At 65.9% G+C, this 26,753-nt stretch carries 27 protein-coding genes; 11 read left to right on the top strand and 16 right to left on the bottom strand.

The window, feature by feature from the left end; all coding sequences use genetic code 11:
• From corA to glnA, 5 genes are all read right to left on the bottom strand, one after another.
• A complete protein-coding gene (corA, locus tag AC56KW_RS00205; protein WP_497168720.1) occupies positions 1–969 on the bottom strand; it encodes a magnesium/cobalt transporter CorA in 969 nt (322 codons plus the stop codon).
• A 60-nt stretch (positions 970–1,029) separates the two neighbouring features.
• Complete coding sequence (ntrC, locus tag AC56KW_RS00200; RefSeq protein ID WP_497168719.1) at positions 1,030–2,535, bottom strand: nitrogen regulation protein NR(I); 1,506 nt, start codon at positions 2,533–2,535, stop codon at positions 1,030–1,032.
• A gap of 63 nt (positions 2,536–2,598) precedes the next feature.
• Entirely contained in the window at positions 2,599–3,702 is a 1,104-nt protein-coding gene (gene glnL, locus AC56KW_RS00195; RefSeq protein WP_497168718.1) for a nitrogen regulation protein NR(II), read from the bottom strand.
• Positions 3,699–4,214: a DUF4124 domain-containing protein gene (locus AC56KW_RS00190; RefSeq protein ID WP_497168717.1), complete on the bottom strand. Its 516-nt coding sequence runs from the start codon at positions 4,212–4,214 to the stop codon at positions 3,699–3,701. Before AC56KW_RS00190 ends, glnL begins: the two co-directional genes overlap by 4 nt.
• A 161-nt stretch (positions 4,215–4,375) precedes the next feature.
• A complete protein-coding gene (gene glnA / locus AC56KW_RS00185) occupies positions 4,376–5,791 on the bottom strand; it encodes a type I glutamate--ammonia ligase (protein WP_497168716.1) in 1,416 nt (471 codons plus the stop codon).
• Positions 5,792–6,095: 304 nt separating this feature from the next.
• Here glnA and AC56KW_RS00180 point away from each other — a divergent pair, with 304 nt between their 5' ends.
• The gene (locus tag AC56KW_RS00180) at positions 6,096–6,551 is read left to right on the top strand and encodes a rhodanese-like domain-containing protein (protein ID WP_497168715.1); all 456 of its coding nucleotides are present in this window, start codon (positions 6,096–6,098) and stop codon (positions 6,549–6,551) included.
• Positions 6,548–7,267: a hypothetical protein gene (locus AC56KW_RS00175; RefSeq protein ID WP_497168714.1), complete on the top strand. Its 720-nt coding sequence runs from the start codon at positions 6,548–6,550 to the stop codon at positions 7,265–7,267. The genes AC56KW_RS00180 and AC56KW_RS00175 overlap by 4 nt, the downstream gene beginning before the upstream one ends.
• Before the next feature lie 46 nt (positions 7,268–7,313).
• Here the strand turns inward: AC56KW_RS00175 and AC56KW_RS00170 are convergent, their stop codons facing one another.
• The 6 genes from AC56KW_RS00170 to AC56KW_RS00145 all read right to left on the bottom strand — a co-directional run bounded on the left by AC56KW_RS00170 (position 7,314) and on the right by AC56KW_RS00145 (position 16,262).
• Positions 7,314–9,275: a CocE/NonD family hydrolase gene (locus AC56KW_RS00170; protein ID WP_497168713.1), complete on the bottom strand. Its 1,962-nt coding sequence runs from the start codon at positions 9,273–9,275 to the stop codon at positions 7,314–7,316.
• A 59-nt stretch (positions 9,276–9,334) separates the two neighbouring features.
• Positions 9,335–9,724, bottom strand: coding sequence for a GGDEF domain-containing protein (locus AC56KW_RS00165; RefSeq protein WP_497168712.1), 390 nt, complete (start codon positions 9,722–9,724; stop codon positions 9,335–9,337).
• On the bottom strand, positions 9,622–10,035 hold the full coding sequence (locus tag AC56KW_RS00160; RefSeq protein ID WP_497168711.1) for a hypothetical protein: 414 nt from the start codon (positions 10,033–10,035) through the stop codon (positions 9,622–9,624). The genes AC56KW_RS00165 and AC56KW_RS00160 overlap by 103 nt, the downstream gene beginning before the upstream one ends.
• 252 nt (positions 10,036–10,287) lie before the next feature.
• Positions 10,288–11,739, bottom strand: coding sequence for a TAXI family TRAP transporter solute-binding subunit (locus tag AC56KW_RS00155; protein WP_497168710.1), 1,452 nt, complete (start codon positions 11,737–11,739; stop codon positions 10,288–10,290).
• The gene (locus AC56KW_RS00150) at positions 11,727–15,071 is read right to left on the bottom strand and encodes a transglycosylase domain-containing protein (protein WP_497168709.1); all 3,345 of its coding nucleotides are present in this window, start codon (positions 15,069–15,071) and stop codon (positions 11,727–11,729) included. Before AC56KW_RS00150 ends, AC56KW_RS00155 begins: the two co-directional genes overlap by 13 nt.
• A 375-nt stretch (positions 15,072–15,446) precedes the next feature.
• The gene (locus AC56KW_RS00145; RefSeq protein WP_497168708.1) at positions 15,447–16,262 is read right to left on the bottom strand and encodes an EI24 domain-containing protein; all 816 of its coding nucleotides are present in this window, start codon (positions 16,260–16,262) and stop codon (positions 15,447–15,449) included.
• Between the two features lie 132 nt (positions 16,263–16,394).
• Here AC56KW_RS00145 and AC56KW_RS00140 point away from each other — a divergent pair, with 132 nt between their 5' ends.
• Positions 16,395–16,751, top strand: coding sequence for an FKBP-type peptidyl-prolyl cis-trans isomerase (locus tag AC56KW_RS00140; protein ID WP_313169123.1), 357 nt, complete (start codon positions 16,395–16,397; stop codon positions 16,749–16,751).
• Positions 16,752–16,927: 176 nt separating this feature from the next.
• Complete coding sequence (locus tag AC56KW_RS00135) at positions 16,928–17,182, top strand: acyl-CoA-binding protein (RefSeq protein ID WP_497168707.1); 255 nt, start codon at positions 16,928–16,930, stop codon at positions 17,180–17,182.
• Between the two features lie 69 nt (positions 17,183–17,251).
• Here the strand turns inward: AC56KW_RS00135 and AC56KW_RS00130 are convergent, their stop codons facing one another.
• Positions 17,252–17,536, bottom strand: coding sequence for a polyhydroxyalkanoic acid system family protein (locus AC56KW_RS00130; RefSeq protein ID WP_497168706.1), 285 nt, complete (start codon positions 17,534–17,536; stop codon positions 17,252–17,254).
• A gap of 181 nt (positions 17,537–17,717) precedes the next feature.
• Between AC56KW_RS00130 and AC56KW_RS00125 the strand changes: the two genes are divergently transcribed.
• The 5 genes from AC56KW_RS00125 (at position 17,718) to AC56KW_RS00105 (ending at position 22,803) form a co-directional block, all read left to right on the top strand.
• Positions 17,718–19,238, top strand: a complete 1,521-nt coding sequence (locus AC56KW_RS00125) for a hypothetical protein (RefSeq protein WP_497168705.1) — start codon at positions 17,718–17,720, stop codon at positions 19,236–19,238.
• Positions 19,235–19,510, top strand: a complete 276-nt coding sequence (locus tag AC56KW_RS00120) for a protealysin inhibitor emfourin (protein ID WP_497168704.1) — start codon at positions 19,235–19,237, stop codon at positions 19,508–19,510. The genes AC56KW_RS00125 and AC56KW_RS00120 overlap by 4 nt, the downstream gene beginning before the upstream one ends.
• Before the next feature lie 268 nt (positions 19,511–19,778).
• Positions 19,779–20,102 carry a ferredoxin FdxA gene (gene fdxA / locus AC56KW_RS00115; protein WP_497168703.1) on the top strand — a complete coding sequence of 108 codons (324 nt, stop codon included), beginning with the start codon at positions 19,779–19,781 and terminating at the stop codon, positions 20,100–20,102.
• Positions 20,103–20,204: 102 nt separating this feature from the next.
• Positions 20,205–21,302: an NAD(P)/FAD-dependent oxidoreductase gene (locus tag AC56KW_RS00110; protein WP_497168702.1), complete on the top strand. Its 1,098-nt coding sequence runs from the start codon at positions 20,205–20,207 to the stop codon at positions 21,300–21,302.
• Between the two features lie 265 nt (positions 21,303–21,567).
• Complete coding sequence (locus AC56KW_RS00105; protein WP_497168701.1) at positions 21,568–22,803, top strand: polyhydroxyalkanoate depolymerase; 1,236 nt, start codon at positions 21,568–21,570, stop codon at positions 22,801–22,803.
• A gap of 76 nt (positions 22,804–22,879) precedes the next feature.
• Here AC56KW_RS00105 and AC56KW_RS00100 read toward each other — a convergent pair whose 3' ends face one another.
• Positions 22,880–23,218 carry an RcnB family protein gene (locus AC56KW_RS00100; protein ID WP_497168700.1) on the bottom strand — a complete coding sequence of 113 codons (339 nt, stop codon included), beginning with the start codon at positions 23,216–23,218 and terminating at the stop codon, positions 22,880–22,882.
• Between the two features lie 194 nt (positions 23,219–23,412).
• On the opposite strand from AC56KW_RS00100, the gene rsxB reads away from it, so the two are divergent.
• Entirely contained in the window at positions 23,413–24,090 is a 678-nt protein-coding gene (gene rsxB, locus AC56KW_RS00095) for an electron transport complex subunit RsxB (RefSeq protein WP_497168699.1), read from the top strand.
• Positions 24,091–24,096: 6 nt separating this feature from the next.
• Positions 24,097–24,780: an endonuclease III gene (gene nth / locus AC56KW_RS00090; protein ID WP_497168698.1), complete on the top strand. Its 684-nt coding sequence runs from the start codon at positions 24,097–24,099 to the stop codon at positions 24,778–24,780.
• Here the strand turns inward: nth and AC56KW_RS00085 are convergent.
• From AC56KW_RS00085 to AC56KW_RS00075, 3 genes are all read right to left on the bottom strand, one after another.
• The gene (locus AC56KW_RS00085) at positions 24,777–25,133 is read right to left on the bottom strand and encodes a nuclear transport factor 2 family protein (RefSeq protein WP_497168697.1); all 357 of its coding nucleotides are present in this window, start codon (positions 25,131–25,133) and stop codon (positions 24,777–24,779) included. The two genes, nth and AC56KW_RS00085, sit on opposite strands and share 4 nt — an antisense overlap.
• Positions 25,134–25,211: 78 nt before the next feature.
• Positions 25,212–26,330, bottom strand: a complete 1,119-nt coding sequence (proB, locus tag AC56KW_RS00080; RefSeq protein ID WP_497168696.1) for a glutamate 5-kinase — start codon at positions 26,328–26,330, stop codon at positions 25,212–25,214.
• A complete protein-coding gene (locus AC56KW_RS00075) occupies positions 26,327–26,752 on the bottom strand; it encodes a hypothetical protein (RefSeq protein ID WP_497168695.1) in 426 nt (141 codons plus the stop codon). The genes proB and AC56KW_RS00075 overlap by 4 nt, the downstream gene beginning before the upstream one ends.
• Position 26,753 lies beyond the last annotated feature (1 nt).

Below are 26,753 nucleotides of genomic sequence, written 5' to 3'. Positions count from 1 at the left end.
CTACAGCCAGCCGGCCTTCTTGAAGCGCCGGTACAGGTAGGCGCACACGCCGACCATGGTGAGCAGCGCCAGCGGATAGCCCCACTTCCACTTCAGCTCCGGCATGAACTCGAAGTTCATGCCCCATACCCCGGCGAACGCTGTGAACACGGCGAAGATCGCGGCGTACGACGCCAGTTTCTTGCTGACCTCGTTCTCCTCGATCGCCACCATCGACAGCGTCACCTGGATCGCGGTATTGATCGTGTCGCGCACCGCATCCAGGCGACCGGCGATGCGGTACAGGTGGTCGTGCACGTCGCGGAAATAATCCTGGGTCTCGACCACCACGCCCGGCACCCGGCCGCCGTACAGGCGCCCGACCGCGTCCATCAGCGGCACCACGGCGTGGCGCAGGGTTTGCGCCTTGCGCTTGAGTTCATACAGGCGCTCGACGTTGGCGCGCTGCTTGCCCTGCATGCCGAAGATGTGGTCTTCGATCGATTCGAGATCGGATTCGAGCATGTCGACCACTGGAAAATAGCGGTCGACCACGGCGTCGACCAGTGCGTACAGCACGAAGCCTGCGCCTTTTTTCAGCTGGTGCGGCTCGCGCTCGGCGCGCGCGCGCACGCCCAGGAAGCCCTGGTTGGCGTCGCGCCGCACCGACAGCACGTAGTTCTCGCCCGCGAACACGGCCAGCTGGCCGACGTTCAATTCGTCACCCGCCAGCTCCACGATCTGGACCACGACGAACAGCGAATCGCCGTATTCCTCGAGCTTGGGCCGCTGGTGGCCGCGCAGCGCGTCTTCGACCGCCAGTTCGTGCAGGCCGAATTCTTCCTGCATCAGGGTGATGTCGGCGGGGGCCGGGTCGCGCAGGGCGACCCAGACGAAAGTGTCATCCTGTTTCAGGTATTCGCTGATATCCGCGACCGGGATATCGGACAGCTTCTTGCCTTCCTGGTAGGCGACGCAGTTGATGAGCATGTGGTGAAGAGTAGAACGGGCGATGCGAGAGCTTACACCACCGCCCGCCCGGTACACCACCTACTCTTCGCGCGCGCCGTCGATCCCCAGTTCCACGATCTTGCGCGTGATCGTGTTGCGGCCGATCCCGAGCCGCATCGCGGCGTCGTTCTTGCGCCCGTGCGTGTGCTTGAGGGCCGTGCGGATCAGCGCCGATTCGAACTGGCGTCCGAGGATGTCCATCACGTCCATCTGGCCGGCGCTGAGCATGCCGGCGGCCTGCAGCTCCAGCAGACCGACCCAGCCCTCGGGCAGCGCGCTCGCCTGGGGCGCCGCGGCCTGCATCACGATGCCGCCGGCATTCACTACCGGCAGCGCACCCGCCCCCACCATGCCATCGGACAGCGGCACCGGATTGGTCCCCGGCCCGGCCTGGCCCTGGGTCAGGTCGCGCGGCAGGTCCTTGACCTCGACCGTCTGGCCGGGCGCCATCACGGTGATCCAGTTGCACAGGTTTTCCAGCTGGCGCACATTGCCGGGCAACTCCAGACCGGACAGGAAACGCATCGCCTGCTCGCTCATGCGCTTCGGTTCGACGCCCAATTGGTGTGCGCTCTGCACCAGGAAGTGGCGCGTGAGGATCGGAATGTCGTCGCTGCGCTCGCGCAGGGAAGGCAGGCGCAGGCGGATCACGTTCAGGCGGTGGTACAAGTCTTCGCGGAACAGGCCGTCGCGCACGCGCTGCTCGAGGTTCTGGTGGGTCGCCGCGATCACGCGCACATTGGCTTTCACAGGCTGGTGGCCGCCGACGCGGTAGAAGTGGCCGTCGGACAGCACCCGCAGCAGGCGCGTCTGCAGGTCGAACGGCATGTCCCCGATCTCGTCGAGGAACAGCGTGCCGTCCTCGGCCTGCTCGAAACGGCCGCGCCGCATGGCCTGGGCGCCGGTGAAGGCGCCGCGCTCGTGGCCGAACAGTTCCGACTCCAGCAGGTCCTTCGGGATCGCGGCCGTGTTCAGGGCGATGAAGGGCTGCGCCGCGCGCGGGCTGTGCTTGTGCAGGGCGCGCGCCACGAGTTCCTTGCCGGTGCCCGATTCGCCCGTGATCAAGACCGTCACATTCGACTGCGACAGGCGGCCGATGGCGCGAAAGACCTCTTGCATCGCCGGCGCATGGCCCAGGATCTCGGGCGTTTCGGCCGGCGGCGCTTCGACGCTGGCTTCGCGCAGGCTTTCTTCCAGCGCGCGCCGGATCAGCGCCACTGCCTTGTCGATATCGAACGGCTTGGCCAGGTAGTCGAAGGCCCCGCCCTGGAACGAGGACACGGCCGAATCGAGGTCCGAGAAGGCGGTGATGATGATGACCGGCAGGCCGGGATGGCGGGCCTTGACGGCTTGCAGCAGGTCGATGCCGGATTCGCCCGGCATGCGGATGTCCGATACCAGCACCTGCGGGGTATCGGTTTCAAAAGCGGTCAGGGCCTCGCGCGCGTTGGCGAAGCTGCGGGTCTCCAGGCTTTCGCGCGCCAGGGCTTTTTCCAGCACCCAGCGAATCGATGCGTCGTCGTCGACAATCCAGATTGGTTTCATGTATTCGTGCTTCCCGCAACATGGATTCAATAAAGGACTGGCCGGCGCCCCGCCCGCCCGCGCTTATGGCAGGGGCAGCAGGATACGGAAATCCGTCAGTCCAGGCCGGCTTTCGCACTCGATCACCCCCAGGTGCTGCTGCACGAAGGTTTGCGCCAGCGTCAGCCCGAGGCCGCTCCCGCCGTCGCGCCCGGATACGAGCGGATAGAAAATGCGGTCGCGGATATCGGGCGCGATGCCCGGTCCATTGTCGATGATATGCAAGTCTAATGCCAGCCCGTAACGGACCTTCGCCAGGGTGACCTGGCGCGCTACCCGGGTGCGTAAAATAATCTCCGCGTCGCCTTCGGCCATGCGGCTGGCCAGCGCCTGGGCGGCGTTGTGGGCGATGTTGAGCACCACCTGGATCAGCTGCTCGAAGTCACCGCGAAACTCGGGAATCGAGGCATCGTAGTCGCGCCGGATGGTGATCCCTTGCGGGAATTCGGCCAGGATCAGGCTGCGCACCCGCTCGCACACTTCGTGGATGTTCACATCGCCGACGATGTGCGGCTTGCGGTGGGGCGCCAGCAGGCGGTCGACCAGGGTTTGCAGGCGGTCGGCTTCCTTGATGATCACCTGCGTGTATTCCTGCAGGTCGGCCAGGTGGTGCGGGGGCAGCTCGAGCTCGAGCAGCTGGGCCGCGCCGCGGATGCCGCCCAGCGGATTCTTGATCTCGTGCGCCAGGTTGCGGATGAGTTCCTTGTTGGCCTGGCTCTGGTCGATCAGGCGCTCTTCGCGGTCGAGCTTGAGTTGCTGCACGTTCTCGCGCAGCTCGATCAAGAGGGTGCCGTCGCCCAGCGCGCTGACGATGCTGTTGACGTGCAGCGGCTCGCGCCCGCTCCTTTGCAGCGTCAGGTCCTGGCGCAGGTCGGCGTACTGGTGGGCCAGCGCCTGGCCGATCAGCGAGGCCAGCTCGGCGCCGTTGACGAACAGCTCGTGCAGGCGGTGGCGCTGCAGCGACTTGAGCGACAGCTCCATCAGGTTCTCGGCGGCGGCGTTCGCATAGCGCACCTCGCCGTCGGCGCCGGTCAGCAGCACGGCCGAAGCCAGCAAGTCCAGGCCGGCGTAGCGGGCCGGGTCGCCCGCCTCGAAGGCGGGAGCGTCGTTCAATGGTGGCAGGGTCATCTGATATTGCCGATCTCGCGCCGCAGCGCCTCGATATTGCGTTCGGTACGGCTGATCTCCTCGCGCATCGAGGCCACCCGCTCCTGGTATTTGGCGTAGTTACGCTCGTTGCCCTGGCGTTCGGGCTCGCCGTTGTTGAACACCTTCCTGAGGTCGGCCAGCTTGCGCTCCTCGATGCGCAGTTCGTCGCCCAGGATCTCGCGTCGCTCGTCGTCGCGCGCGCGCTGCACGACGTTGTCCACGCGCGGGAAGCTCGACGGCGTACTGCCTGCGGCCGGGCCAGGGGCGCTCGATGCGCCCGCCCCGCCGGACGAACGCGGGGCCGGGATCGGCGCCGAAGCGGCCGGCGGCGAACTGTAGCCGATGTCGATCAGCTGGCACTTGCCGACCTTGGTATCGGTGTACAGCGGGCGGCCGTTGGCGTCCGTGCAACGGTAGATCTGGGCCTGCGCGGACGCGCACAGCATCAAGGCGAAGAGCGCGACAGCAGGCTGGAAAACGATGTTTGTCATTCCTATCACTCGGTGGCTTGCATCGACGAAAGATGCATTGTAGTCGCGCCCGACTATACCCGAAGCAACAAAAAACGCGGGGAAAGCCATGGCTTTCCCCGCGTTTCATGGCATCGCCGTCAACGCTGGCGATGCGCAGACACAACAGTATTGCTAAGCGATTACGACGAATAGTACATATCGAATTCGGCTGGGTGCGGGGTCATGCGCAGACGCTGCACTTCGTTCATCTTCAGCTCGATGTAGGCGTCGATCATGCCGTCGCTGAACACGCCGCCGCGGGTCAGGAATTCGCGGTCCTGGTCCAGCGCTTCGAGCGCTTCTTCGAGCGAGGCGCACACCGTCGGGATCAGCTTGTCTTCTTCCGGCGGCAGGTGGTACAGGTCCTTGGTCGCGGCTTCGCCCGGGTGGATCTTGTTCTGGATGCCGTCCAGGCCCGCCATCAGCAGCGCGGCGAAGCACAGGTAGACGTTGGCCAGCGGATCCGGGAAGCGGGTCTCGATGCGGCGGCCTTTCGGGTTCGCCACGTGCGGGATACGGATCGAGGCCGAGCGGTTGCGGGCCGAATAGGCCAGCTTGACCGGGGCTTCGTAGCCAGGCACCAGGCGCTTGTACGAATTGGTGCCTGGATTGGTGATGGCGTTCAGCGCGCGTGCGTGCTTGATGATGCCGCCGATGTAGAACAGCGCGGTTTCGGACAGGCCGGCATAGCCGTCGCCTGCGAACAGGTTCTTGCCCTCTTTCCAGATCGACTGGTGCACGTGCATGCCCGAGCCATTGTCGCCGTTGATCGGCTTCGGCATGAAGGTCGCGGTCTTGCCATAGCTGTGGGCCACGTTCCAGATCACGTACTTCATGTTCTGGGTCCAGTCGGCGCGCTCGACCAGAGTCGAGAACCTGGTGCCGATTTCATTCTGGCCGGCGCCGGCCACTTCGTGGTGGTGCACTTCGACCGGGATGCCCATCGATTCGAGGATCAGCGACATTTCCGAGCGCATGTCCTGGAACGAATCGACTGGTGGCACCGGGAAGTAGCCGCCCTTGACGGTCGGACGGTGGCCGCTGTTGCCGCCTTCGATTTCCTTGTCGGTCGCCCACGACGACTCGTCCGAGTCGATCTTGACGAAGCAGCCCGACATGTCGATCTTCCAGCGGATCGCGTCGAAGATGAAGAATTCCGGTTCCGGGCCGAAGTAGGCGGTGTCGCCGATGCCCGACGATTTCAGGTAGGCTTCGGCGCGCTTGGCGATCGAGCGCGGGTCGCGGTCATAGCCCTTGCCGTCCGACGGTTCGATCACGTCGCACTGCATGAACAGCGTGGTCTCTTCCATGAACGGGTCGAGGTTGGCGGTGTTCGGGTCCGGCAGCAGGAGCATGTCCGAGGCTTCGATGCCTTTCCAGCCGGCGATCGACGAGCCGTCGAAGGCGTGGCCGGATTCGAATTTGTCTTCATCGAAGTGCGACACCGGGACCGTGACGTGCTGTTCCTTGCCGCGGGTATCGGCGAAGCGTAAATCAACGAATTTGACTTCGTTGTCCTTGACCAGTTGCATTACATCTGCGGCGGACTTTGCCATTCGGAATCTCCTAATTGAAAAAAGGAAGTCGAGTCATGAGAATCGACAACTTGCATCATCATGAAGCATAAAGCGTGCCAAGTTATCTGCGATGCTGTCGCATGGGGGCATGCGCAAATCGTTCTTGGGAAGCGAGCCAGTTTACCCATAAAATCGCATCGACCGGCAGGGCTGGCGAAAGATTTATGCTCAGCTCAAATGCACCAGTTCGGTGCAAACCGGCATAAGCGCACCATTTAGGCGCAGGATACACTGATCCATCCTGGTGCAGCAGCGATGCATGCCCAAAAACGGAACAAGACAAATGACGACAGAAAACATTCTCGCGCTGGCGCGCCAGCGGGGCGCAGGTCAGCCCTATGCAGGTGCGGTGACGCCCCAAGAAGCGTTCGAGCTGCTGCAAAGCGACCCCAAGGTCAAGCTGGTCGACGTGCGCACTAATGCCGAACGCGACTGGGTGGGCCGGGTGGCCGTTCCCGATGGCCAGCATGCGGCCGTGCAGTGGGCCACCTATCCTGGCGGCGCGCCGAACCCGGACTTCGGCGCCCAGCTCGAACGCGTCGCGCAGAAAGACGAGACGCTGTTGTTCCTGTGCCGCTCGGGCGTGCGCTCGCGCCACAGCGCGCGCGTGGCGACCGAACTGGGCTATGCGAACGCGTTCGACATCCTGGAAGGCTTCGAGGGCGACAAGGATGGCGACGGCCATCGCAAGACGCTCGGCGGCTGGTGCAAGGCAGGATTGCCGTGGGTGGGCGCATGAGCGACGCCATCGAGCGCCTGGTGACGGCGCGTGAGCTGGCCGACCAGGGCCGGTACGATGCGGCGCTGGAAGAACTGGTCTGGTTCCACGAACATGCGCTGGAACAGAATCCCTCGTTGTACGGCGTGCGCCGTTCCTATGCCCTGGCCGATTGGGCGGTGCTGGCCGAAGCCCATCCGCCGGCCGCGGCGGCGCTCGAGGCGGTGCGCGAGCGCAATGTCACGCTGCTGCTGGCCGGCCAGGGCAAGCGCGACAACCTGCTCGATGTCGTCTCGATCGACCATGCGCTTGACCAGCCGGTGCGCACGCGCGACCTGTTTTTGCAACTGGAAGGCGTGGCGCCGGCGCTGGCCGCGTCCTGCATCCGGGTCGTGCTGCCGCAGGTGATCGCCGCCGGCGACGCCGAGCTGGCCGAGCGCCTGATGCCGAATCCGGACGAGACGATCCGCCAGCACGCCGACTACCTGATGGATGCGTTCCGCGAGCGCCGCAAGCGCTTTACCAGTGCACCGAGCATCCCGGCCGAGATCCACAATTATGTGCAGGATGTGAACGCGGTGCTGGGTGTGTTCGCCGCGCGCGGCAGGCAGGCCGAGGTGCGGCGTTTGCGCCAGTTGGCGGTCGACGCGATTCCCGCCACGACCCTGCGACGCGAGGTGCGCGCTTCGCTCGCGCCCGGCGCGCGAGCGTGGTTCGAGCGCGGCACGCCACGCTAGGGTTGGCGGCTACGCCGCCCCCCGCCGGCGCGGTACCGGATATCATTTACGGTGCCGGCGGCATCACCATCAACTGCAGCCCAGAAGCGCTACCCGGCGCGCGGTACACGCGCTGGGTCGCCTTCCTGAAGTCTTCCGGCTTCGCCTCCGGAATGCGCATGAAGGTCTGCGGATTCAAGTCGATCAGCGGGAACCATGAACTCTGCACCTGCACCATGATCCGGTGGCCGCGGCGGAAGGTGTGGTTCACCTGGCCCAGCGCATAGCTGAGCGCCTCCACCTTGCCCGGCACGAAGGGCTCGGGCTTCTCGTAGCTGTTGCGGAACTTGCCGCGTAGCGGATTGCCGCGCACCAGCTGCTGGAAGCCGCCCAGCTTCAGGGCCGGCGGGCCCACGTCATTGCCCGCGCGCGGCGGCGCCGGCGTCGGATAGTCGGCCGGATACACATCGATCAGTTTCACCACCCAGTCGGCGTCGGTACCCGTGGTCGACACGAACAGCTTCGGCAGCACGGGGCCGGCAACCGTCACGTCTTCTTCCAGCACCTCGCTCTGGTACACCAGCACGTCGGGCCGGGTCGCGGCGAAGCGCTGGTCGGACACCATGTATTCGCGCGGCACGCCCTGCGCCGGGTAGCCGATATAGGGCACCGGGCGCTTGGGGTCGGCCACGTATTCGTCATAGGCGCTGCTTGCGCCTTCCCCGGCCGGCTGCTGCCAGGTGAGGCTGCCGTTGGCGTTGAAGTACAGCGTGCGCGCCTGCGCCGGCTTCGGCGGCCAGGCATCGTAGCTGCGCCAGACATTGGTGCCCGTCTCGAACATGGTCACCGGCGCCAGCGCCCGCTTCGGCTTGATGCCCTTCAGGTGCTGCTCGAAGAACGGAAACTGGATCGTGCGCCGGAAGTAGTCGCTGGTGTTCGCATCGAAGCGCACATGGCCCAGCCGCGCGCCGTCGCCACGCATCCAGCCGCCGTGCACCCATGGGCCGACCACCAGCGCGTTCACCGTGCCCGGGTTGTGGCGCTTGACCGCGTCATGGATCGTGAACGGCCCCTGGAAATCCTCGGCATCGAACCAGCCGCCCACGGTCAGCACCGCGGCCCCGACGTTCTTCATGTGGGGACCGATGGCGCGCGACTGCCAGAACGTGTCGTAGGTGTCGTGCTCGATGTTCGGCATGAACAGCTCGCGCTGGCGCTCGCTCATCGTGCGCGCGATCGCCCCCAGGGTCAGGTGCTTGAGGAAGAAATCGTAGCCATCGGCCTCGTCGTAGTCGAAGCCGCCGCCCGACGCCGACTTGGGCGACGGATTCGGCGCCGCGACGAAGGATGAGTAGAAATCGAAGTTGGCGGCCAGCTTGAACGCGCCGCCGTGGTAGGAATCGTCGCCCATGTACAGGTCGGCGATCGGCGCCTGCGGCGAGGCCGCCTTGATCGCCGGATGCGAATCGATCACGCTGGCGGCGGCGTAGAAGCCGGGGTAGCTGATCCCCCAGATGCCGACCCTGCCGTTATGGTTCGGGACGTGCTTGAGCAGCCAGCTCACGGTGTCGTGCATGTCCTCGGCTTCGACGCCCTCCCCCTTGCCCAGTGCCGCCTTGGCATGCGGCGTCATCTCCTGCCACACGCCTTCGGACATATGGCGGCCGCGCACGTCCTGGACCACGAAGATATAGCCGGCGTCGTCGAACTCGCGCGAGGGTCCGAGCATTTCCGGCATCCAGTCCACGCCGTAGCGCTGCGCTCCTTCAGCGCGCACGCCGGCGCTGTAAGGCGTGCGCTGCATCAGGAACGGATAGGCGCGCGAGGCATCCTTCGGCACGTAGACCGCGGTGAACAGGCGCGCGCCGTCGCGCATCGGGATCCGGTATTCGTACTTGGTATAGGCTTCGCGCACCGGCCGCTTGGCGGCGGGCGCTTCGGCGTCCATGCCGGCGGCGCAGACGGGCGACGCGGCTGGCCAGGCCAGCAGGCTGCCCAGGACAAGGGCGGAGAACGAACGGCGGATCATGGTTTCCTTCGGGGCGGATGCACGGGGCTGCCAGTGTAATCCGATTCCTTCAGGAAGGACTATGCCGACAGCGGTTCGGCCGGCCGTTGCAACTCGCGCGCAACCACGCGGTCGCGCCCTTGCGCCCTGGCCCGGTACAGCAGGGCGTCGGCGGCTTCGAACCATGACAGCGCGGGCACATCGGCGGCGGCCGAATGGGCGGGGTGGGCCACCACCACGCCGATGCTGAGCGTGACGCGGCCATGCGCTCTGTCGCCATGCGCGACGGCGAGCCCAGCCACCGCGGCCCGGATATTCTCGGCGACGGCGCACGCGCCTTCGAGGTCGGTGTCGGTGTCGGGCAGGATCAGCGCGAACTCCTCGCCGCCGTAGCGGGCCGCCAGGTCGGGCGGGCGGCGTGCGCCACGGCGACCAGGACCACGCAGCTCATCTTGATCACCATCACCCACCAGCCATCGAGCAACTCGGTCTTCGAGCTGGCGATGGCGACCACCAGCGGGAACCGGTCCAGGTGCCGGTAGCTGTACACGCGCTCGATGCGGTCGATCTTCGAGGTCAGCATCGCGGTTCCGACCGGCCCGCTATTGCGGTACAGCTGGAAGATCGGCCCGCCACGGCTATCCGTGCCGACCATGTCTTCCTTGAATGGCCGCCGGTACAGCAGCGCCCCGTCGTCGATCGCGAGGGTCAAGGTGCCGCTCTCGCCGACGTCGAAGCTGTCATGGAACTCGCCGAAAAAACTCAGCCTGAGTGAGGCCATCGCCACCCCGCCGAAGCTGCCATCGGGACGATCGATGCGGCGCGTCAGCGGAGTGCTCAGGACGCCGCTCGAGCGGCTGTAGATCCTGGATCTGCGGTGTGGCGGACGTGATCGCGTTGAAGCGGACAGCGCTACAGCATGCAGGGAAACCCTGGCACGATAGTTTTCATGAAGAAATTCGACTGTACCATGCCCGCCGGCGCCGGCACGCCCGGCGTGGAGTGCACCCGACGCCAGGCGCTGGAAACGGGCTCAGGCGCCGCCGTGCAGCGGCTCGCCGAGGGGCCGACCGTCGGGTAGAGCAGCCTGCTGCCAGCCGCGTACCCGCTCGCGCACCAGGTGGATATGGCTGCGCAACCGGTACAGCTCGTCCGCGTAGGCGAGCGGCACCGAGATATGGTTGACCCGGTCCTCCAGGCCGTCGAGACGGCACTGCAAGTCCCTGCGCACGGCTTCGTCCGGGTCGGCGCCACAGTCCTCGAACGCCTGCTCGATCGCGCGCAGTTCGCCATACCAGCGGTAGACGCGCGAACGCACGCGCCACACATAGATCGGCGGCACGATCTTCGACAAGGGAATGAGCAGGGCCGTCAGCGCCACCACCACGACCCACAGGCGCTCGGCCAGGTTGGCCAGCCAGAAGCTCAGGTAGCGCTGCATGAAGGGCGGGCCGTCGCGGTAATACCGCGCGGCTTCCGGCGCCACCGGGATCTCGGTGTATTTCGGCGACGGGAACTGGCCCTGCTGCTGGAACCAGCCGGCCCCGCCATGGATCTGGGTGGCCGCCTTCACCAGGAGCCCGACCAGGGCCGGATGGATTTCCTCGCGCGCCACCAGGGTCGCGGTCGGCGCGATCAAGTGGTAGTCCTGGGCCGGGATGTTGCGGCCCAGGTCGACGATCCCGCGCGGCAGCACCACGTGGGTCAGGAACGGCAGGCGCCGCGTATACGCTTCGGCCTGGGCGAAGTCGAACAGCTTGACGCCGGGCGTCTGCAACAGCATCTGGATCAGCGGCGCTTCCGGCGCGGAGCTGAAGACCAGGCCATCGATCCGCCCGGCCAGCAATTCGACCGTGGCCGGCGTGTTGGCCAGGTCGCCGATCTGCAACTCCTGCGGCGCGATGCCGTTGGCGTCGAGCACCTGGCGCAGCAGGCGTGGCACGCCGGTGCCTTCCGGACCCAGGTTGATGCGCTTGCCGCGCAGGTCGGTCAGCCTGGTGACCTTGGCCTCCTCGCGCAGGAACAGCCAGACCGGTTCGGTAAACAGGCTGCCCAGCGAGACCAGCTCGCGGCGTTCGGCCGCCTCGCCCTCTTGCGCGTTCATGGTGTCGCCGTCGGTCGAGCCGCCCTGCACGAAGGCGATGTCGGCCTCGCCCGCCAGCAGGCGCTGCAGGTTGTCCTGCGAGCCGAGCGTCGGCTGCAGGGTGACCTGGATGTCGTCGCGCGCCAGCACGCCGGCGTACTGCTTGCCGAACTGCTCGTAGGCGGAATTGTCCTGGCCGGTGGCCAGGCGCAGGCTGCGCGGCGGCGCCGGATCGACCCACCAGTAGGCCAGCAGCACGGCCGCCGCCACCATCAGGATGGTGGGACCGGAAGCCACGACCAGGTCGCGCAGCGAGACGATCGAAAAATTCTGCAGGCGCGCGCGCAAACCCTTGCCCGGCGCGCCGCTGCTTCCGTCGCCCGCCGGCTTCAACGCACGCACTGGCGCTGGGTCGCCGCCACCGCTGCCGGGGTTGCGCCCGGCCCCGGCGCCGGCGCCGGCGCCGGCTCGATCATCGGCATCAGGCTCGGCGCCAGGGTCACCAGCAGCTGCACCGGCAGCGCGCTGGTGAAGTCATAGTGCTCGGACTGCGGACCGTGCACATAGGCCGTCATGCTGCCGTAGAAGCGCTCGCCGATATTGAAGACAAAGGTCGCCGAGCGGTTCACGTAGCGCGACTCGACCAGACGGCCGCCGCGCGCATACACGTCGAAGCGCTGGTCGCCGGTACCGGTCTTGCCGCCCAGCGCGATGACGCTGCCGTCCGCCTGCACGAAGGCGGTCTTGACGCGCTTGGCGGTGCCGTCCGAGACCACGCCCTGGATGGCGTCGGCCACCGTGCGCGCCACTTCAGGCGCCAGCACCTGCTCCTTGCCGCCGCCCTTGTTGCGCTTGACCAGGGTCTCGTACGGCGTGTCCTTGGCGAAGTGCAGCGAGTCGATGCGTTCGGTGGGTTTGCGCACGCCGCCATTGATGATGATGCCCATCAGCTCGGCCAGCGAGGCCGGCCGGTCGGCCGAGGCGCCCAGCGTGGTCGCATAGGACGGTACCAGCGAATCGAACGGGTAACCCATCTTCTTCCATTGGGCGTGGATCTTGAGGAAGGCCTCGACCTCGAGCAGGCCGGCGATGCGCTTGTCCTGGGCGTTCTTGCGGCTGGTCTTGAACAGCCACTGGTAGACTTCCTGGCGCTCCTTGACGCTGGCCGCGGTGACGTCAAGCCAGGTGGCCTTGGGGTGGGTGCGCAGGTAGCTCACCAGCCACAGTTCGAGCGGATGGACCGAGGCCACGTAGCCGCGATCGGCCAGCGACATATTGCGCGGGTCGTACATCTCGTACATCTTGGGGATGCGTTCCGGGTCGATCTCGTTGGCCGAAGGCAGCGTCCGGTTCAGGAAGGCGGCGAAATGTTCGAGCGTGGCGTTCGGCGCCACCGTGCGGTGGGCCGCGGCCAGCTTCGAGGCCAGCGGACGCACGCCCGAGTAAAGCAGCGCTTCGATCTCGGCGGGGGTCTTGCCCTTGTACTTGTTCCAGAACTTGGCCAGGAAATCCTTGCCCTCGTTGTCGGCGAAGCGCGCCAGGTAAGACGCGCGGCGCGGATCGTTGGCGTCGGCCAGCAGCTGGGCCGAAGAACCCGGCAGCTGGAACATGTAGTAGCGCACCACGTCGCGCATCATGCGCACGAACACCAGGTTGGTCGACTGGCGCAGCGCCTGGTGCACGTCCATGATCCTGCTGTCGTCGAGCCTGCTGAAGTTGCCGAAGGTGTGCAGGCCACCGCCGGTCATGAAGCGCTCGTGCGGGCTGGCCGAGTAGCGGCGCGCCATGGCGGCGTCGAGCATCGGTTTCAAGCCGCGGTCGGCGCCATCCGGCAGGGTCTGGAAGTATTCCAGCGCCCATAGCGACATGCGGTCCTTTGGATCGACTTCGACGCCGTGCAGGCCGATCCTGTCGAGCGGCTCGAAGCGCTTGTGCAACTGGTCGACGATGTCGAGATAGGTCACCAGGGTGCGCAGCTTGGCGGTGGAGCCGAGGTCGAGCTTGGCGCCTTCGTTGATGTCGAGCGGCTGGTCGTAGTTGTCGGTCTGGACCCGCAGGTAATTGACGTGCTCGCCCCGCTCCATCAAGGTGAAGCTGTACACCACCTGGGCCGGGTCGCCGTTGCCGAGCAGGCCCTTGCCGGTCAGGCCGGCGGCCTTGGCGTGTTCGGCGTCGGACAGCTGGCGCAGCGCGTCCGTCACGGCCTGCTGGGCATTCTTGTCTAGGGTCGACACCACCGACAGGTCGAGGCGGTCGACGTTGTACAGGCGCGTGTCGCCGATCAGGTAGCCCAGGTGGTTGCGCACCGCGTTGGCCGCCTTGCGCGACACGAACGCGTCGGCCGGCGGCGGCGCCACGCCGCTGTGCAGCGCCGGCTGCAATTTCACCGCCAGGGCGGCGTCGCGCAGTTGGGGCGAGATCACGCCGGCCTGGGCCAGCACGCGCAGGTGGCTGTCGGTCAGCACTTCGAGATCCGGTTCGCCGGCGCCGAGGTAATACGCCGGGCGGCGCTGGGCGATCATCAGGGACAGCGCTTCCTTGTAGGCCAGCACGGCGTCGGGGCTCGTCATCGGCCCCTTCAGCATCCGGGTCACCTGGTCGAAATCACGCCCGTACCAGACCCACAGGCCGTCGCCGATGCCGTTCACTTCGCCATAGCCGCCCTTGGCCGACAGCGGCACCGTGTTGAGATAGTCGAGCACGACCTGGCGCCGCGAACCCGTGGTGTCCTCGCCGTCCTGGTAGGCGCGCAGGGTGGCCGAGGCCATCTGGATGATCTTGTCGGTGGTCGAAGCGGTGCGGCCTTCCGGTGAATGGCGGTATTTCTCGATCTGGGTCGCCAGGGTGCTGCCGCCGGCCACGCGGCCGTCGCCGCCGAGACCGATGCTCGACAGGGTCTTGTCGAACACGGCCTTCGAAAAGCGGTCCCATTCGACCGCCGGATTGCGGCGCGGGTGGCTGGCGTCGAGCAGTTCGCGGTTCTCGATGAACAGCAGGCTCTGCACCAACAGCGGCGGCGCGGCGTCGAACTTGTCATAGTAGCGTTCGGGGAAGCGCGAGGTATAGATCGGCTGCAAGCGGCAATCGAGGATCTCGAGGCCGACCTTGGTTTTCTCGTGATACGTGGCGTACAGGCCGAGGTCGGCCATCTTGACCATCTGCGGAGAGATGCGCGCCTGGGCCGCGATCGCGTAGTCGCGCGTCTGCAGCCGCTCGAGATAGTGCGGCAGGCCGGCATAGCCGAGCCGGGTATCATAGGGGCTGGCGGCCGGGAAGCGGATCGCATCGCTGGGACCGTTCTCCATGCGATAGGTGAGCTCGCTGGCCATGTCGGCGAAAATCTTTGCCTGCAGGCGCGAGGTGCGCGTCTCCGTTACGGCCCAGGCCGCCAATAGCGCGACCAGCAGCAGCAAGACCAGCAGCAGCCACAGCTTCCAGCGGCGCTTGCGCGGCGCCGGCTCGTCGCCGCCGGGCTCGCCCTGCGGGCCGCCCGGAATGCCGCCATTGCCCGCCAGGTGCGGGAAGGCTTCGTACAGGGGAACGTCGTTGCCGCCGGCAGCGAGCGCAGGGGCGCCTGCCGCGGCAGCGGCAGCGGCAGGCGCCGGCGCAGCCGTGGAAGGCGCGGCCGAGGCCGACGTCAAGTCCGCTTCGTCGAAGCTCGGCTCGCTGCGTTCATTGGCGGCACGCTTGCCGGATACATTACTTGGCCGTCCGAGACGGCGAATACTTTCCATGATGGCTTAACCGGTCTGAATCAAAACGCTAGCAATCCCCGCCAACCTGCTCGCCATCTCTGTTGCTGCTGGTCCGTTCGAGTGATCGTGGTCTTTGTTAGTTCGCACACTGCTGGTGCAATCCCACTCCAGATCGCACCGTCCATAGGCAATATTCCACCACATCAATACGTCCCGCGCGAAGCGCCATTTAACATATTTGCCGTGCTTAGAATATTTTCGCAAAAAAACAACGTGGTCTTGGCTGAGTGACATTACCAAGTGCAATTCTGTCCACACCTATTGGTCTAGCCGCCAATCCTTAACGCACTGGAAATGCCTGCGGTGCACAGCCGTCGCTTGATCCACGTCCAAAGGCCAGTATTTGTCCAAGCCTTAAACAGGCTGGGTCACCTCTTCGGCGCGCAACTCTTCCAGGGCTTGCAGGCAGTAGTACTGGAACCAGAGCCCCGCGAACAGGAAGATCATCACGTACAGCCACAGCGATACGAGCGCCAGCAGCGGGAACAGCACGATCGACAGCACCGCGCCGCCCATCCAGACAATGCCGGGCAGCGCGCCGGCCAGGCCGGTGAGGAAGCCGATCGTGAGCAAGGCCGGCCGGCGCCGCCGCACCACGGCCAGGCGCTCGGCCTGGGTGGCGTGGGCGGCCAGCGCGTCATAGCTCATCACGCGCGAGGTCACCCAGGCCCACAGGCTGGCCTGCACCAGCCAGGCCACCGGCGGCACCGCGTACAGCGGCAGGGTAAACAGCCACAGCAGGGCGAACACGGCGACGCTGCCCAGGTTGATCGCGACGCTCCCGAAGAAGGACCCGCCCTCTTTCCTTGCCAGATGCGGAAACTGGCGCTTGCCGACATAGGTTTCGATGGCCGGCATCGCCACCACGCCCACGAACAGCAGGGCCGAGCCGATCTTGAGCGGTAGCAGCAGCATGATCGCCAGCAGCGGCACCACCATCACTTTCAGCATGCCCAGGCCGACCATTTCGAGCATGCTGCCGCTGGTCTCGAAGCCGCCGTACTCGGCGAACATGCCGTGCAGCCAGTCGAGCAATGGCTGCAGGCCCAGCCACATCCCCACGCTCCACAGGGTGATCGCGAGCAGCAGCGGCGCCAGCGACAGCAGCAGCATGCGGCCGCTGAACTGCGCGCGCAGGGCGCGGCGGCAAGCGGTCAATACACCGTTCATGGGGCTTTCCTTGGCGGCATGGGTTCTCCTGGTAATAGGTCGGGCCGGGCGTCGATGCCGCCATTCTACGGGATGGCACATTCGACACCCATGCACTACAATCGCCGTTCAATCTGAACAACAAGGAAGACCATGTCCACCATCACCACCGAATCCGGCCTGCAATACGAAGACCTCGTCACCGGCGAAGGCGCCGAAGCGAAGGCAGGCCAGCACGTCACCGTGCACTATACCGGCTGGCTGCGCAACGACGACGGCAGCCTGGGCGCCAAGTTCGATTCGAGCAAGGACCGCAACGACCCGTTCGAGTTCGCGCTCGGCGCCGGCCACGTGATCCGCGGCTGGGACGAAGGCGTGCAAGGCATGAAGGTCGGGGGTTCGCGCCGCCTGACCATCCCCGCCAGCCTCGGTTATGGCGCACGCGGCGCCGGCGGCGTGATTCCGCCGAACGCGACCCTGATCTTCGACGTCGACCTGCTGGCCGTCTAAGCGTGCATGCCGTGCGCCGTCCTGCGGCGGCGCACGGTCCGGCCGTCTCGGCGCCGGTATTTGAACATCTCTTCTAAAGCGCGGCCGGATTTCCCGTACCCGCTTGTCCTCTACGCTAAGATGCCTGCCGCATTGTCCAAGCGACAATACCGCAATCAACCATCACAGGAGTTTCCATGAGCTTGCAAGAACAGTTCAACCAGGCCCAGGCCGATTCGAAGAATCTGTCGGAGCGTCCGGACAATATGACCTTGCTCAAGATCTACGCGCTGTTCAAGCAGGGGTCGAGCGGCGACGTGACCGGCGAGCGTCCGGGCATGACCGATTTCGTGGCGCGCGCCAAGTATGATGCCTGGGCTGGCCTGCAGGGTACCTCGCAAGAGGACGCGCAGCAGCAGTACATCGATCTGATCGAGGAACTGAAGGGCTGATCCCACGGCGATGCGCCTGGACCGTGGGGTGGACAGCTCTGCCGTCCACCCCACGGTCCACACCGGTGCTTACGCCGCCGCGGCGAACGTCTTGCGCATCTTCTCCGCCACCCTGGCCTCGATGGCCGGCGCGAACGCGCCCATGAAGAAGCCCAGGCGGATGCGCATCGCGGCGCGCTGGTCTTCCAGGGTCAACATTCCTTCCACACCACTGCGCTCGAAGCGCAGCACATCGCCGTCCCACCTGCATTCCAGCCCATATTCGGCCGCGATACGTTGCGCCACCTGCTCGGCTGCAGAGCGCGCCGCGTCCGGGCTCAGGCTGTGCTGCTGGACGATGCTGATTTCCGCCATCTGACTGATCCTTCCTGAATCGATTGCAAACAATCCGCCATGATGCCAGTTGCGGCCGGCCTGTGCCAGAGCTCGCCAAAAACCCGTGATCGCGCAAGATCTTCATTGACGGATATCAAAGCGTGCCCGACAGGGAGCGCGACGATGAAGACGCAAGCCCGTCATTACGCGAGGAGTCGTCATGGAAACCCCCGTCGTGCCAGCGAACCGCCTGTTGCCGAGCGATCCAGAGGCGCCGCCAACCGCCCCGCCTCCGGCGCGCTACGTCCCCACCCCGAGCGCACCCTACCGCCAGCAGCAGCGCGCCGCGCGCCTGCTCGCCGGCCCCGACGCCCCCGATCCGGCGCCGCCGCCGGCTTCCGAACCGCCGTCCCACGCCTTCGGCGCCCGCGTCCTCATGTGGAAGCAAGACCCGACGGTGAGCGAGATCGGCACCCGCCAGGCCTTCCTGCCCGGCGTGGTGCTGGCCGGCCCGCGCGACGCCCGCATCGCGCCCGGCGCGCCGGGGATCGCCGCGGTCGAGCCGAACGCCTTCGGCGACTTCGTCACCCAGCCCGACACGCCGCAGTTCGACGCCGTCCACACCTTCGTCGTGGTGCGCCAGACCCTCACCATGTACGCGCGCGCGCTGGCCGCCGCCGGCGTCTCGATGCCGCTGCCATGGCAATGGAACAACAGCAGCGACACCCGGCCGCTGCTGATCTTCCCGCACGGCCTGCCCAATGTCATGAACGCCTTCTACAGCCGCAGCCAGGCCTGCCTCAAATTCGGCGACTTCATCCCCGACGGCGCCCTCGACCGGGTATTTACCTGCCGCTCGTTCGACATCGTGTCGCACGAGACCGCGCACGCCGTGCTGGACGGCATCAAGCCGCTGTGGCTGCAGGCCGACGCCCCGCCCCAGACCGGCGGCCTGCACGAAGCCTTCGGCGACCTCACCGCCATCTTCCTGGCCCTGTCCCAGCTCGACCAGTGCGACGCCGTGATCGCGCAGACCAAGGCCGACCTGCACGACAAATCCTTCCTGGCCGACATTGCCGAGCAGTTCGGCCTGGCGCTCGGCAACAGCACCGGCCTGCGCAACGCCGACAACGACATGACACTGAGCGAGGCCGGCGCCCAGGTCCACGCCATCTCCCAGGTGTTCACGGGGGGTGTCTACGATGTGCTGGCCGACCTGTTTTCCCATGAACGCAGTCCCGAGCGCGAAGACGACGCCGCCGTCCTGCACCGGGTGGCCGGCTACCTGAGCGGGGTACTGATGCGCGCCCTGATCGCCGCCCCCGACGCAGCCGCCACTTATGCCGACGTGGTCAACGCCATGCTGCAGCTGGTCACGGGCGACGGCAAGCCGGCCGCCTATGCCGACGCCATCCGCACCCAGTTCAGCCGGCGCGAGGTGGTCGAGGCCGGCCATGGCGGCGGCCTCGACGGCGCGGCGAGCTTCTTCCCCGGCCTGCCCCTGGCGGCGCGGGTCTGCGACGCGCCCGGCGCGCGCCAGGACCGGCGCGCCTGCTGCGGCACCATGCAGCTGGCCGAATACGACTGCGCCGAGCGCTTGCTGGCCGGCGAAGCACGCCTGCTGGCGCGCTGGTGCGCCGAGCATGGCCGCCACAGTCCGGCGCAGCCGGGCCAGCCGGCGTCTCCCCCGCCGTCCGACCCGGCATCCGGTACGGCGTCACACACCTCGATGCCGGCATGAAGATCAGCGCGCGCGCCTGCGGCGGTTTCGCCGGTCTGGCCCGGTCCTACGAACTGGACACCTCCACCCTCGCCGCAGGGCCGGCCCTCGAGACGCTCTTGCGGCGTCTCGATTTCTTCGGCGCCGCCCCGGCCTGCGCGGTCGGCGCCGACCTGCCGCGCTGGGAAATCACGGTCGAGGACGGCCAGCGCTGCCACACCGTCTCCCTGAGCGAAGACGGCGGCGGCGCCGAATGGCAGCATTTGCTCGACCACCTGCGGCGGGCCGGTTGAGGGGCGCCCCAGCGCCAGGTCGTGCGCCATGAGGCGTCTTCTCCGGCGCCATTTCACTGCCCGGCCATCCCCGCCAGGCACTTGACAGTCCACTAAACCGCACGCACGTGCGCTTTCCCCGATCATTTGCTTATGTAGATTGTGTATATAGGCGAATTTGTGAGAAAAGCCGAATTGCCCTAAAATACAGTGCTTTGCTCTGTCCGGCCGGCCTCCTCTTCGTTCTTGCGCCCGGCGACGCGACATCCCACCAATTGATAGGACTGTTATGACCCACGTTGTCACCGAATCGTGCATCCGTTGTCGTTACACCGACTGCGTCGATGTATGCCCGGTAGATTGTTTCCGGGAAGGCCCGAATTTCCTCACCATCGATCCTGATGAGTGCATCGACTGCGCCGTTTGCGTTGCCGAGTGCCCGGTGAATGCAATCTTTGCCGAAGAAGACGTGCCTGGCGACCAACAGCAGTTCATCAAGATCAATGCCGACCTCTCGCGCTTCTGGCCTTCGATCACCAAGACGAAGCCGGCCCTGCCAGACGCGGAAGAATGGAAAGACGTCAAGGACAAGCTCGACCAACTGGCCCGCTAAGCACGCCGCTGCGCCGCCCGTTCGGCGCCGGCCCGGGGTCGTCCTGCATGGCAGTGCTGGCTGCCATCGCCTCATCAATCAAAAATCACAGGAAGTAAGCGCATGACTATCAGTGCCACCCACGAAGCGGGCAGCATCGCTCCCAACAGTTCCTTCGCCGGCGCCATCGAAGCGGACGCCGTGATCATCGGCGCCGGCCCGGTCGGCCTGTTCCAGGTCTTCGAGCTCGGCCTGCTCGAAATCAAGGCCCACGTCATCGATTCGTTGCCGGCCGTCGGCGGCCAGTGCGTGGAACTGTATCCGGACAAGCCGATCTATGACATCCCTGCCGTCCCGGTGTGCACCGGCCAGGAACTGACCGACAACCTGCTCAAGCAGATCGAGCCGTTCGAGCCCACCTTCCACCTGGGCCAAGAGGTGACGACCGTCCAGCGCCGCGAAGACAACCGCTTCAACGTCGAGACCTCGACCGGCACCCGGTTCATCACCAAGACCATCTTCATCGCGGCCGGCGTCGGTTCGTTCCAGGCGCGCACGATCAAGGTCGACGGCATCGACAAGTTCGAGAACGAGCAGTTGTTCTACCGCGTCAAGGATCCGGCACGCTTCGAAGGCAAGAACATCGTCATCTGCGGCGGCGGCGACTCCGCGCTGGACTGGGCCCTGAACTTCGTCGGCAAGGCCGAATCGGTCGTGCTGGTGCACCGCCGCGAAGACTTCCGCGCCGCACCAAGCTCGGTCGCCAAGATGAAAGCCCTGTGCGACGAGTACGAAATGCAGCTGATCACCGGCCAGGTGACCGGTTTCGACGAAAAAGACGGCCAGCTCAGCGAAGTCAAGGTCACCGGCGCCGACGGCGTCACCCGCCGCGTGCCGCTGGACATGCTGCTGGTGTTCTTCGGCCTGTCGCCGAAACTCGGTCCGATCGCCGAATGGGGCCTGGACATCGAGCGCAAGCAACTCAAGGTCGTGGACACCGAGAAGTTCGAGACCAATGTCCCGGGCATCTTCGCCGTGGGCGACATCAACACCTATCCGGGCAAGAAGAAGCTGATCCTGTCGGGCTTCCACGAAGCCGCGCTGGCCGCTTTCGGCGCCGCGCCCTACATCTTCCCGGACAAGAAGATCCACATGCAGTACACGACGACGTCGCCGAAACTGCACAAGATCCTGGGCGTCGAAACCCCGGTGTTCGACTAAGACGACATCGCCGCGGCAGCTTACTGTGCCCGATAAGCGTTCAGTAACTTCGCGGCGACATAGTCCCCTGAAACGCCCCTCTTGCGGGGCGTTTTGTTTTATGTGGGCCGACCAACGGAGCGCACCCCGGCAAATATGCTACAAGTGCACCATGCATTGGGGAGAACCGGAAGCCTTGTTTCCACCGGCCAATCCAAATCCCCTATAATCGGATGAAGCTTATGCGCTGGCGATATTAGCGCAGTGTCAATACGAAGGAACCTTTATGCTTTACCAACTGCACGAAATGCAACGCTCCTTCCTGACCCCGCTGATGCAGTGGGCCGAAGCATCTTCCAAGCTGTTTTCCAATCCCGTGTCGCCGTTTGCGCACACCCCGTTTTCCCAACGTATCGCCGCCGGCTACGAGCTGATGTACCGCCTCGGCAAGGAATACGAAAAACCGGCCTTCGGCCTCAAATCCACCACCATCGACGGTGAAGAGATCGGCATCGTCGAACGCATCGTCGTCGACAAGCCCTTCTGCAAGCTGCTGCATTTCAAGAAAGACATGGGCGACGCCGCCTTCGCCGCCCTCGCCCAGCCGACGGTACTGGTGGTGGCGCCGCTGTCCGGCCACCACGCGACGCTGCTGCGCGATACCGTCAAGGCGCTGCTGGTCGAGCACGACGTCTATATCACCGACTGGGTCGACGCCCGCATGGTGCCGCTGGCCGACGGCGCGTTCCACCTGGACGACTACGTGTTCTACGTGCAGGACTTCATCCGCCACCTTGGTCCGGACGTGCACGTGATCTCGGTATGCCAGCCGACGGTGCCGGTGCTGGCCGCGATCGCCTTGATGGCGAGCAACAAAGATGCCAAGCAACCGAAGACGATGACGATGATGGGCGGCCCGATCGACCCGCGCAAATCGCCGACCGCGGTCAACGACCTGGCCATCGAGAAGCCGTATTCGTGGTTCGAGAACACCGTGATCTATGCAGTGCCAGGCAATTACCCGGGCTTCGGCCGCAAGGTCTATCCGGGCTTCCTGCAGCACGCCGGCTTCATCGCCATGAACCCGGGCCGCCACGCCCAGAGCCACCGCGAGTTCTACCAGCACCTGGTGCGCGGCGACGATGACTCGGCCGAGGCGCACCGCAAGTTCTATGACGAATACAACGCCGTGCTGGACATGCCGGCCGAATACTACCTGGACACCATCAAGACCGTGTTCCAGGACTACAGCCTGCCGAAAGGCACCTGGAAGGTCGGCGGCCAGCTGGTGCGCCCGCAAGACATCGAATCGGTCGCCCTGCTCACCGTCGAGGGCGAACTGGACGATATCTCGGGCCTGGGCCAGACCAGCGCCGCGCTGACGCTGTGCACCGGCATCCCGAAGGACAAGAAGCAGGATTTCGTGGTGGAAAAGGCCGGCCACTACGGCATCTTCTCGGGTCGCCGCTGGCGCGAGATCGTGTGCCCGAAGATTACCGAGTTCATTCGCGCGAACCGCTGAACGGACCCGGAAGAGACAAAACCGTGGCCAGGCGCCACGGTTTTTTTGTGCTCCGGACCCGTATCAGTGCCTCATCTCAGCGCCCCATCACCACCCGGGCCACGCGCCCCGTCGCAATCGCGACCAGCGCATAGCTTTCACCGGCATCGACCCATTGGTGCCCGCGCGGCGGCTTGGACAGCCGCAGGGCGCGCCAGTCCTCGACCACGTGCTGGTGCGCCTGGTAGCGCGCCGGCAGGCGCTCGCCGCGCCGCAATTCCCCATCCGCTTCCACGCTCCGGTAACGCGCCGGATGTGCTTGCGCGGAATGAGGGGTTCGTCCATTGGCGTCGGCCTTGCCGGCGCCCGTCTGCTGCAAGCCGTCCCCTGCCGAAAAGATGGCGGCGAACAGCAAGGGCGCGATCAACTCGTTCATGTCCAATCCCCGGGGTCAGCGTGAGGCGATAGTACAGCAGAGATGCAAGGGATGGTCTGTTCGCTTGCCCACGTAGGGAACGGAACGGATGAGCAAGGCCGCGTTCGCCAAAAGACCGGGCTGATCGCCTCCAGCCCCGTTTTGGCGGATAATGTCGGCTTGACCAGCATGCGCCCCAGCAGAACCCTCCCGCCGTGACCATATCCCTCGCCGACCAGCTCGAAGACCTGCTGCCCCAGACCCAGTGCACCAAGTGCGGCTATCCTGCCTGCCGTCCCTATGCCGAGGCCATGGCGCGCGGCGAGGCCGAGATCAACCAATGCCCGCCGGGCGGCATGGAAGGCGTGCGCCGCCTGGCCGCGGCGACGGGCCGCAAGGTGATCCCGCTCAATCCGGCCAACGGCCTCGAACGAGCGCGCCCGGTCGCCTTCATCGACGAGTCGCTCTGTATCGGCTGCACCCTGTGTATCCAGGCCTGCCCGGTCGACGCGATCCTGGGCGCGGCCAAGCAGATGCACACCATCCTGCCGAGCCTGTGCACCGGCTGCGACCTGTGCGTCGCGCCCTGCCCGGTCGACTGCATTGCGATGGTGCCGGTCACGGGCGAACGTACCGGCTGGGACGCCTGGTCGCAGCAGGATGCCGACGCCGCGCGCGCGCGCCACGACTTGCGCAGCGCACGCCTCCAGCGCGAACGCGAGGAAAACGACGCCCGCCTGGCCGCCAAGGCCGTGGAAAAGATGCGCGCGGTCACCGCGGAAGAAACCAACACGCCGGAAGAACTGGCCGAGAAAGAGCGCAAGCGCGCCATCATCGCCGCGGCCATGGAGCGCGCGCGCCTGAAGGCGGCCGGCAACCAGGACAAGAACTGAGCCACGATGAATCCCGCCAAACGCCTGGAAATCTTTACCCGCTTTCGCGCCGCCAATCCCAAGCCGACCACCGAACTCGAATTCACGACGCCGTTCGAACTGTTGATCGCGGTGCTGCTGTCGGCGCAGTCCACCGACGTCGGGGTCAACAAGGCCATGCGCCGCCTGTTCCCGGTGGCGAACACCCCGCAGGCGATCCTCGACCTGGGGATCGACGAACTCAAATCGTATATCTCGACCATCGGCCTGTACAACACCAAGGCCAAGAACGTGATGGCGACCTGCCAGATCCTGGTCGAGCAGCATGGGGGCGAGGTGCCGCCCGTGCGCGAGGCGCTGGAGTCGCTGCCGGGCGTGGGTCGAAAGACCGCGAACGTGGTGCTCAATACCGCCTTCGGCGAACCGACCATGGCGGTCGACACCCACATCTTCCGCGTCTCGAACCGGACCAATATCGCGCCGGGCAAGAACGTCGACATCGTCGAACAAAAACTCTTGAAGTTCGTGCCGAAAGACTTCTTGCACGACGCCCACCATTGGCTGATCCTGCACGGCCGCTACACCTGCGTGGCGCGCAAGCCGAAATGCTGGAACTGCCTGATCGCCGACCTGTGCGAATTCAAGGCCAAGACGCCGGCGCCGGCCGGCGTGCTCGATCCGGCCGTGGCCGCGGCCAACGCGGCAACCTAGATCCGCGTTTCGCCGGTGGCGAACGAGGCGCGCACGATACGCCCGCCCTGCACCTCATAGACGCACAGCATCTCGACCGTCCCCTTCCCCTCGGGGAAGTTGCGGGTCACGATTTCCAGGTCGGTGACGAAGTTGCCCAGCACCGTGCGCGACAGCAGGCGCGCATGCAGGTCGGGCTCGGCGAAGCGCATCTCGTAGCGCGGACGGATCTGGTCGTGGCCCTGGGCCAGCAGTGCGCCGTGCAGGGCGAACTGCTGCGCATCCGTCGCGTAGGTGGCCATCAGGGCCTCGAGGTCCTTGGCGTTGTAGGCCTCGAGCTGGGCCTGGACGACGGCGAGCGGGGAATGTGGCATGATTTCTCTCGAAAAAATGGCGCACCTCCCAGCAGGAGGTACGCCTGATCAATTTATTGCGGCAAGCGAACGCTCACCTTACAGCAGCACCATATTGTCGCGATGAACCAGTTCCGGTCCCTCGACGAAGCCCAGGATGCGTTCGATCTCGGTCGACGAATGGCGCATGATGCGCCGCACTTCGCTGCTGGCATAGTTGGTCAGCCCGCGCGCCAGCGGCTTGCCGGCCTCGTCGACGCAGGTGATCACCTGGCCGCGGCCGAACTCGCCGTTCACGGCCAGCACGCCGATCGGCAGCAGCGACTTGCCTTCTTTCGTGAGTTTGGCGACCGCGCCGGCGTCGATCACGACCTCGCCCGTGGTGTGCAGGTGGTCGACCATCCACTGGCGGCGCGCCGTCAGGCGTCCGGTGGCGGCCAGCAACTGCGTGCCGATCGATTCGCCGCCGGCCAGGCGGGTGAGCACGTCCGGCTCGCGGCCCCAGGCGATCACGGTGTGGGCGCCGGAACGCGCCGCACGCTTGGCGGCCAGCACCTTGGTCAGCATGCCCCCGCGTCCGATGCTGCTGCCGGCGCCGCCGGCCATCGCCTCCAGGGCCACGTCGCCGGCCTGGGCCTGCTCGATCAGCTGGGCGTTCGGGTCCTTGCGCGGATCGGCCGAATACAAGCCCGGCTGGTCGGTCAGGATCACCAGCGCATCGGCCTCGATCAGGTTGGCGACCAGGGCGCCGAGCGTGTCGTTGTCGCCGAACTTGATCTCGTCGGTGACGACGGTGTCGTTCTCGTTGATGATCGGGACCACGTTCAGGCGCAGCAAGGTGGTCAGCGTCGAGCGCGCATTCAGGTAGCGCTCGCGGTCGGCCAGGTCGGCATGGGTCAGCAGCACCTGGGCGGTCTTGACGCCGTGCGCGCTGAAGCTGGATTCGTAGATTTGCGCCAGCCCCATCTGGCCGCAGGCGGCACAGGCCTGCAGCTCATGGATATCGGTCGGGCGTTTTGCAAACCCGAGGCGCAGCATGCCTTCGGCGATGGCGCCCGAGCTGACCAGCACGACGTCCTTGCCGAGCGCACGCAGCGCGGCGATCTGGAAGGCCCAGCGGGCGATGGCGGTATGGTCGAGGCCACGCCCTTCGTCGGTGACGAGGGAGGAGCCGACCTTGACGATGATGCGGGAGGCGTGTTGGAGTGCGGAGTTCATGGCGACAGGATCTTCCCCCGCGGTCGCAACGCGAGCAGGGAAAGTCCTGCCAGCAGTTCAACCGCGCAGATGACTAATAATACCCCCGTGGGCAAGCCGATCGCGAATGCCGCGACGAGGCGGCCGGCCGGCTGGGCCAGGAGGAACAGGGCAGTAAGGTCGCCGAGCATGGGCTGGTCGCCCTGCCTGGCCGCCAACAGCGCCAACCCCGCGGTAGCGAGGCGGATGCCGACGTAGATGGCGTAGAACTGGCTGTAGCCGTTCACGCCGACGAGAAACAGGCCCATCACCGACGCAATGCGGTCGGGATCGAGCATGGCCGCGAGCGCGGCCAGCGAACTGACGGTCGCGACCAGCTGCAACAGCTGGCCACGCAGCCAGGCGCGGGACCATATCGTGGTCGGTGCAGCGCTTGCGCTCAAG

The sequence above is a fragment of the Telluria sp. RT2P19 genome (assembly GCF_059685725.1).
This window is presented reverse-complemented; position numbering and strand designations above follow the sequence as displayed.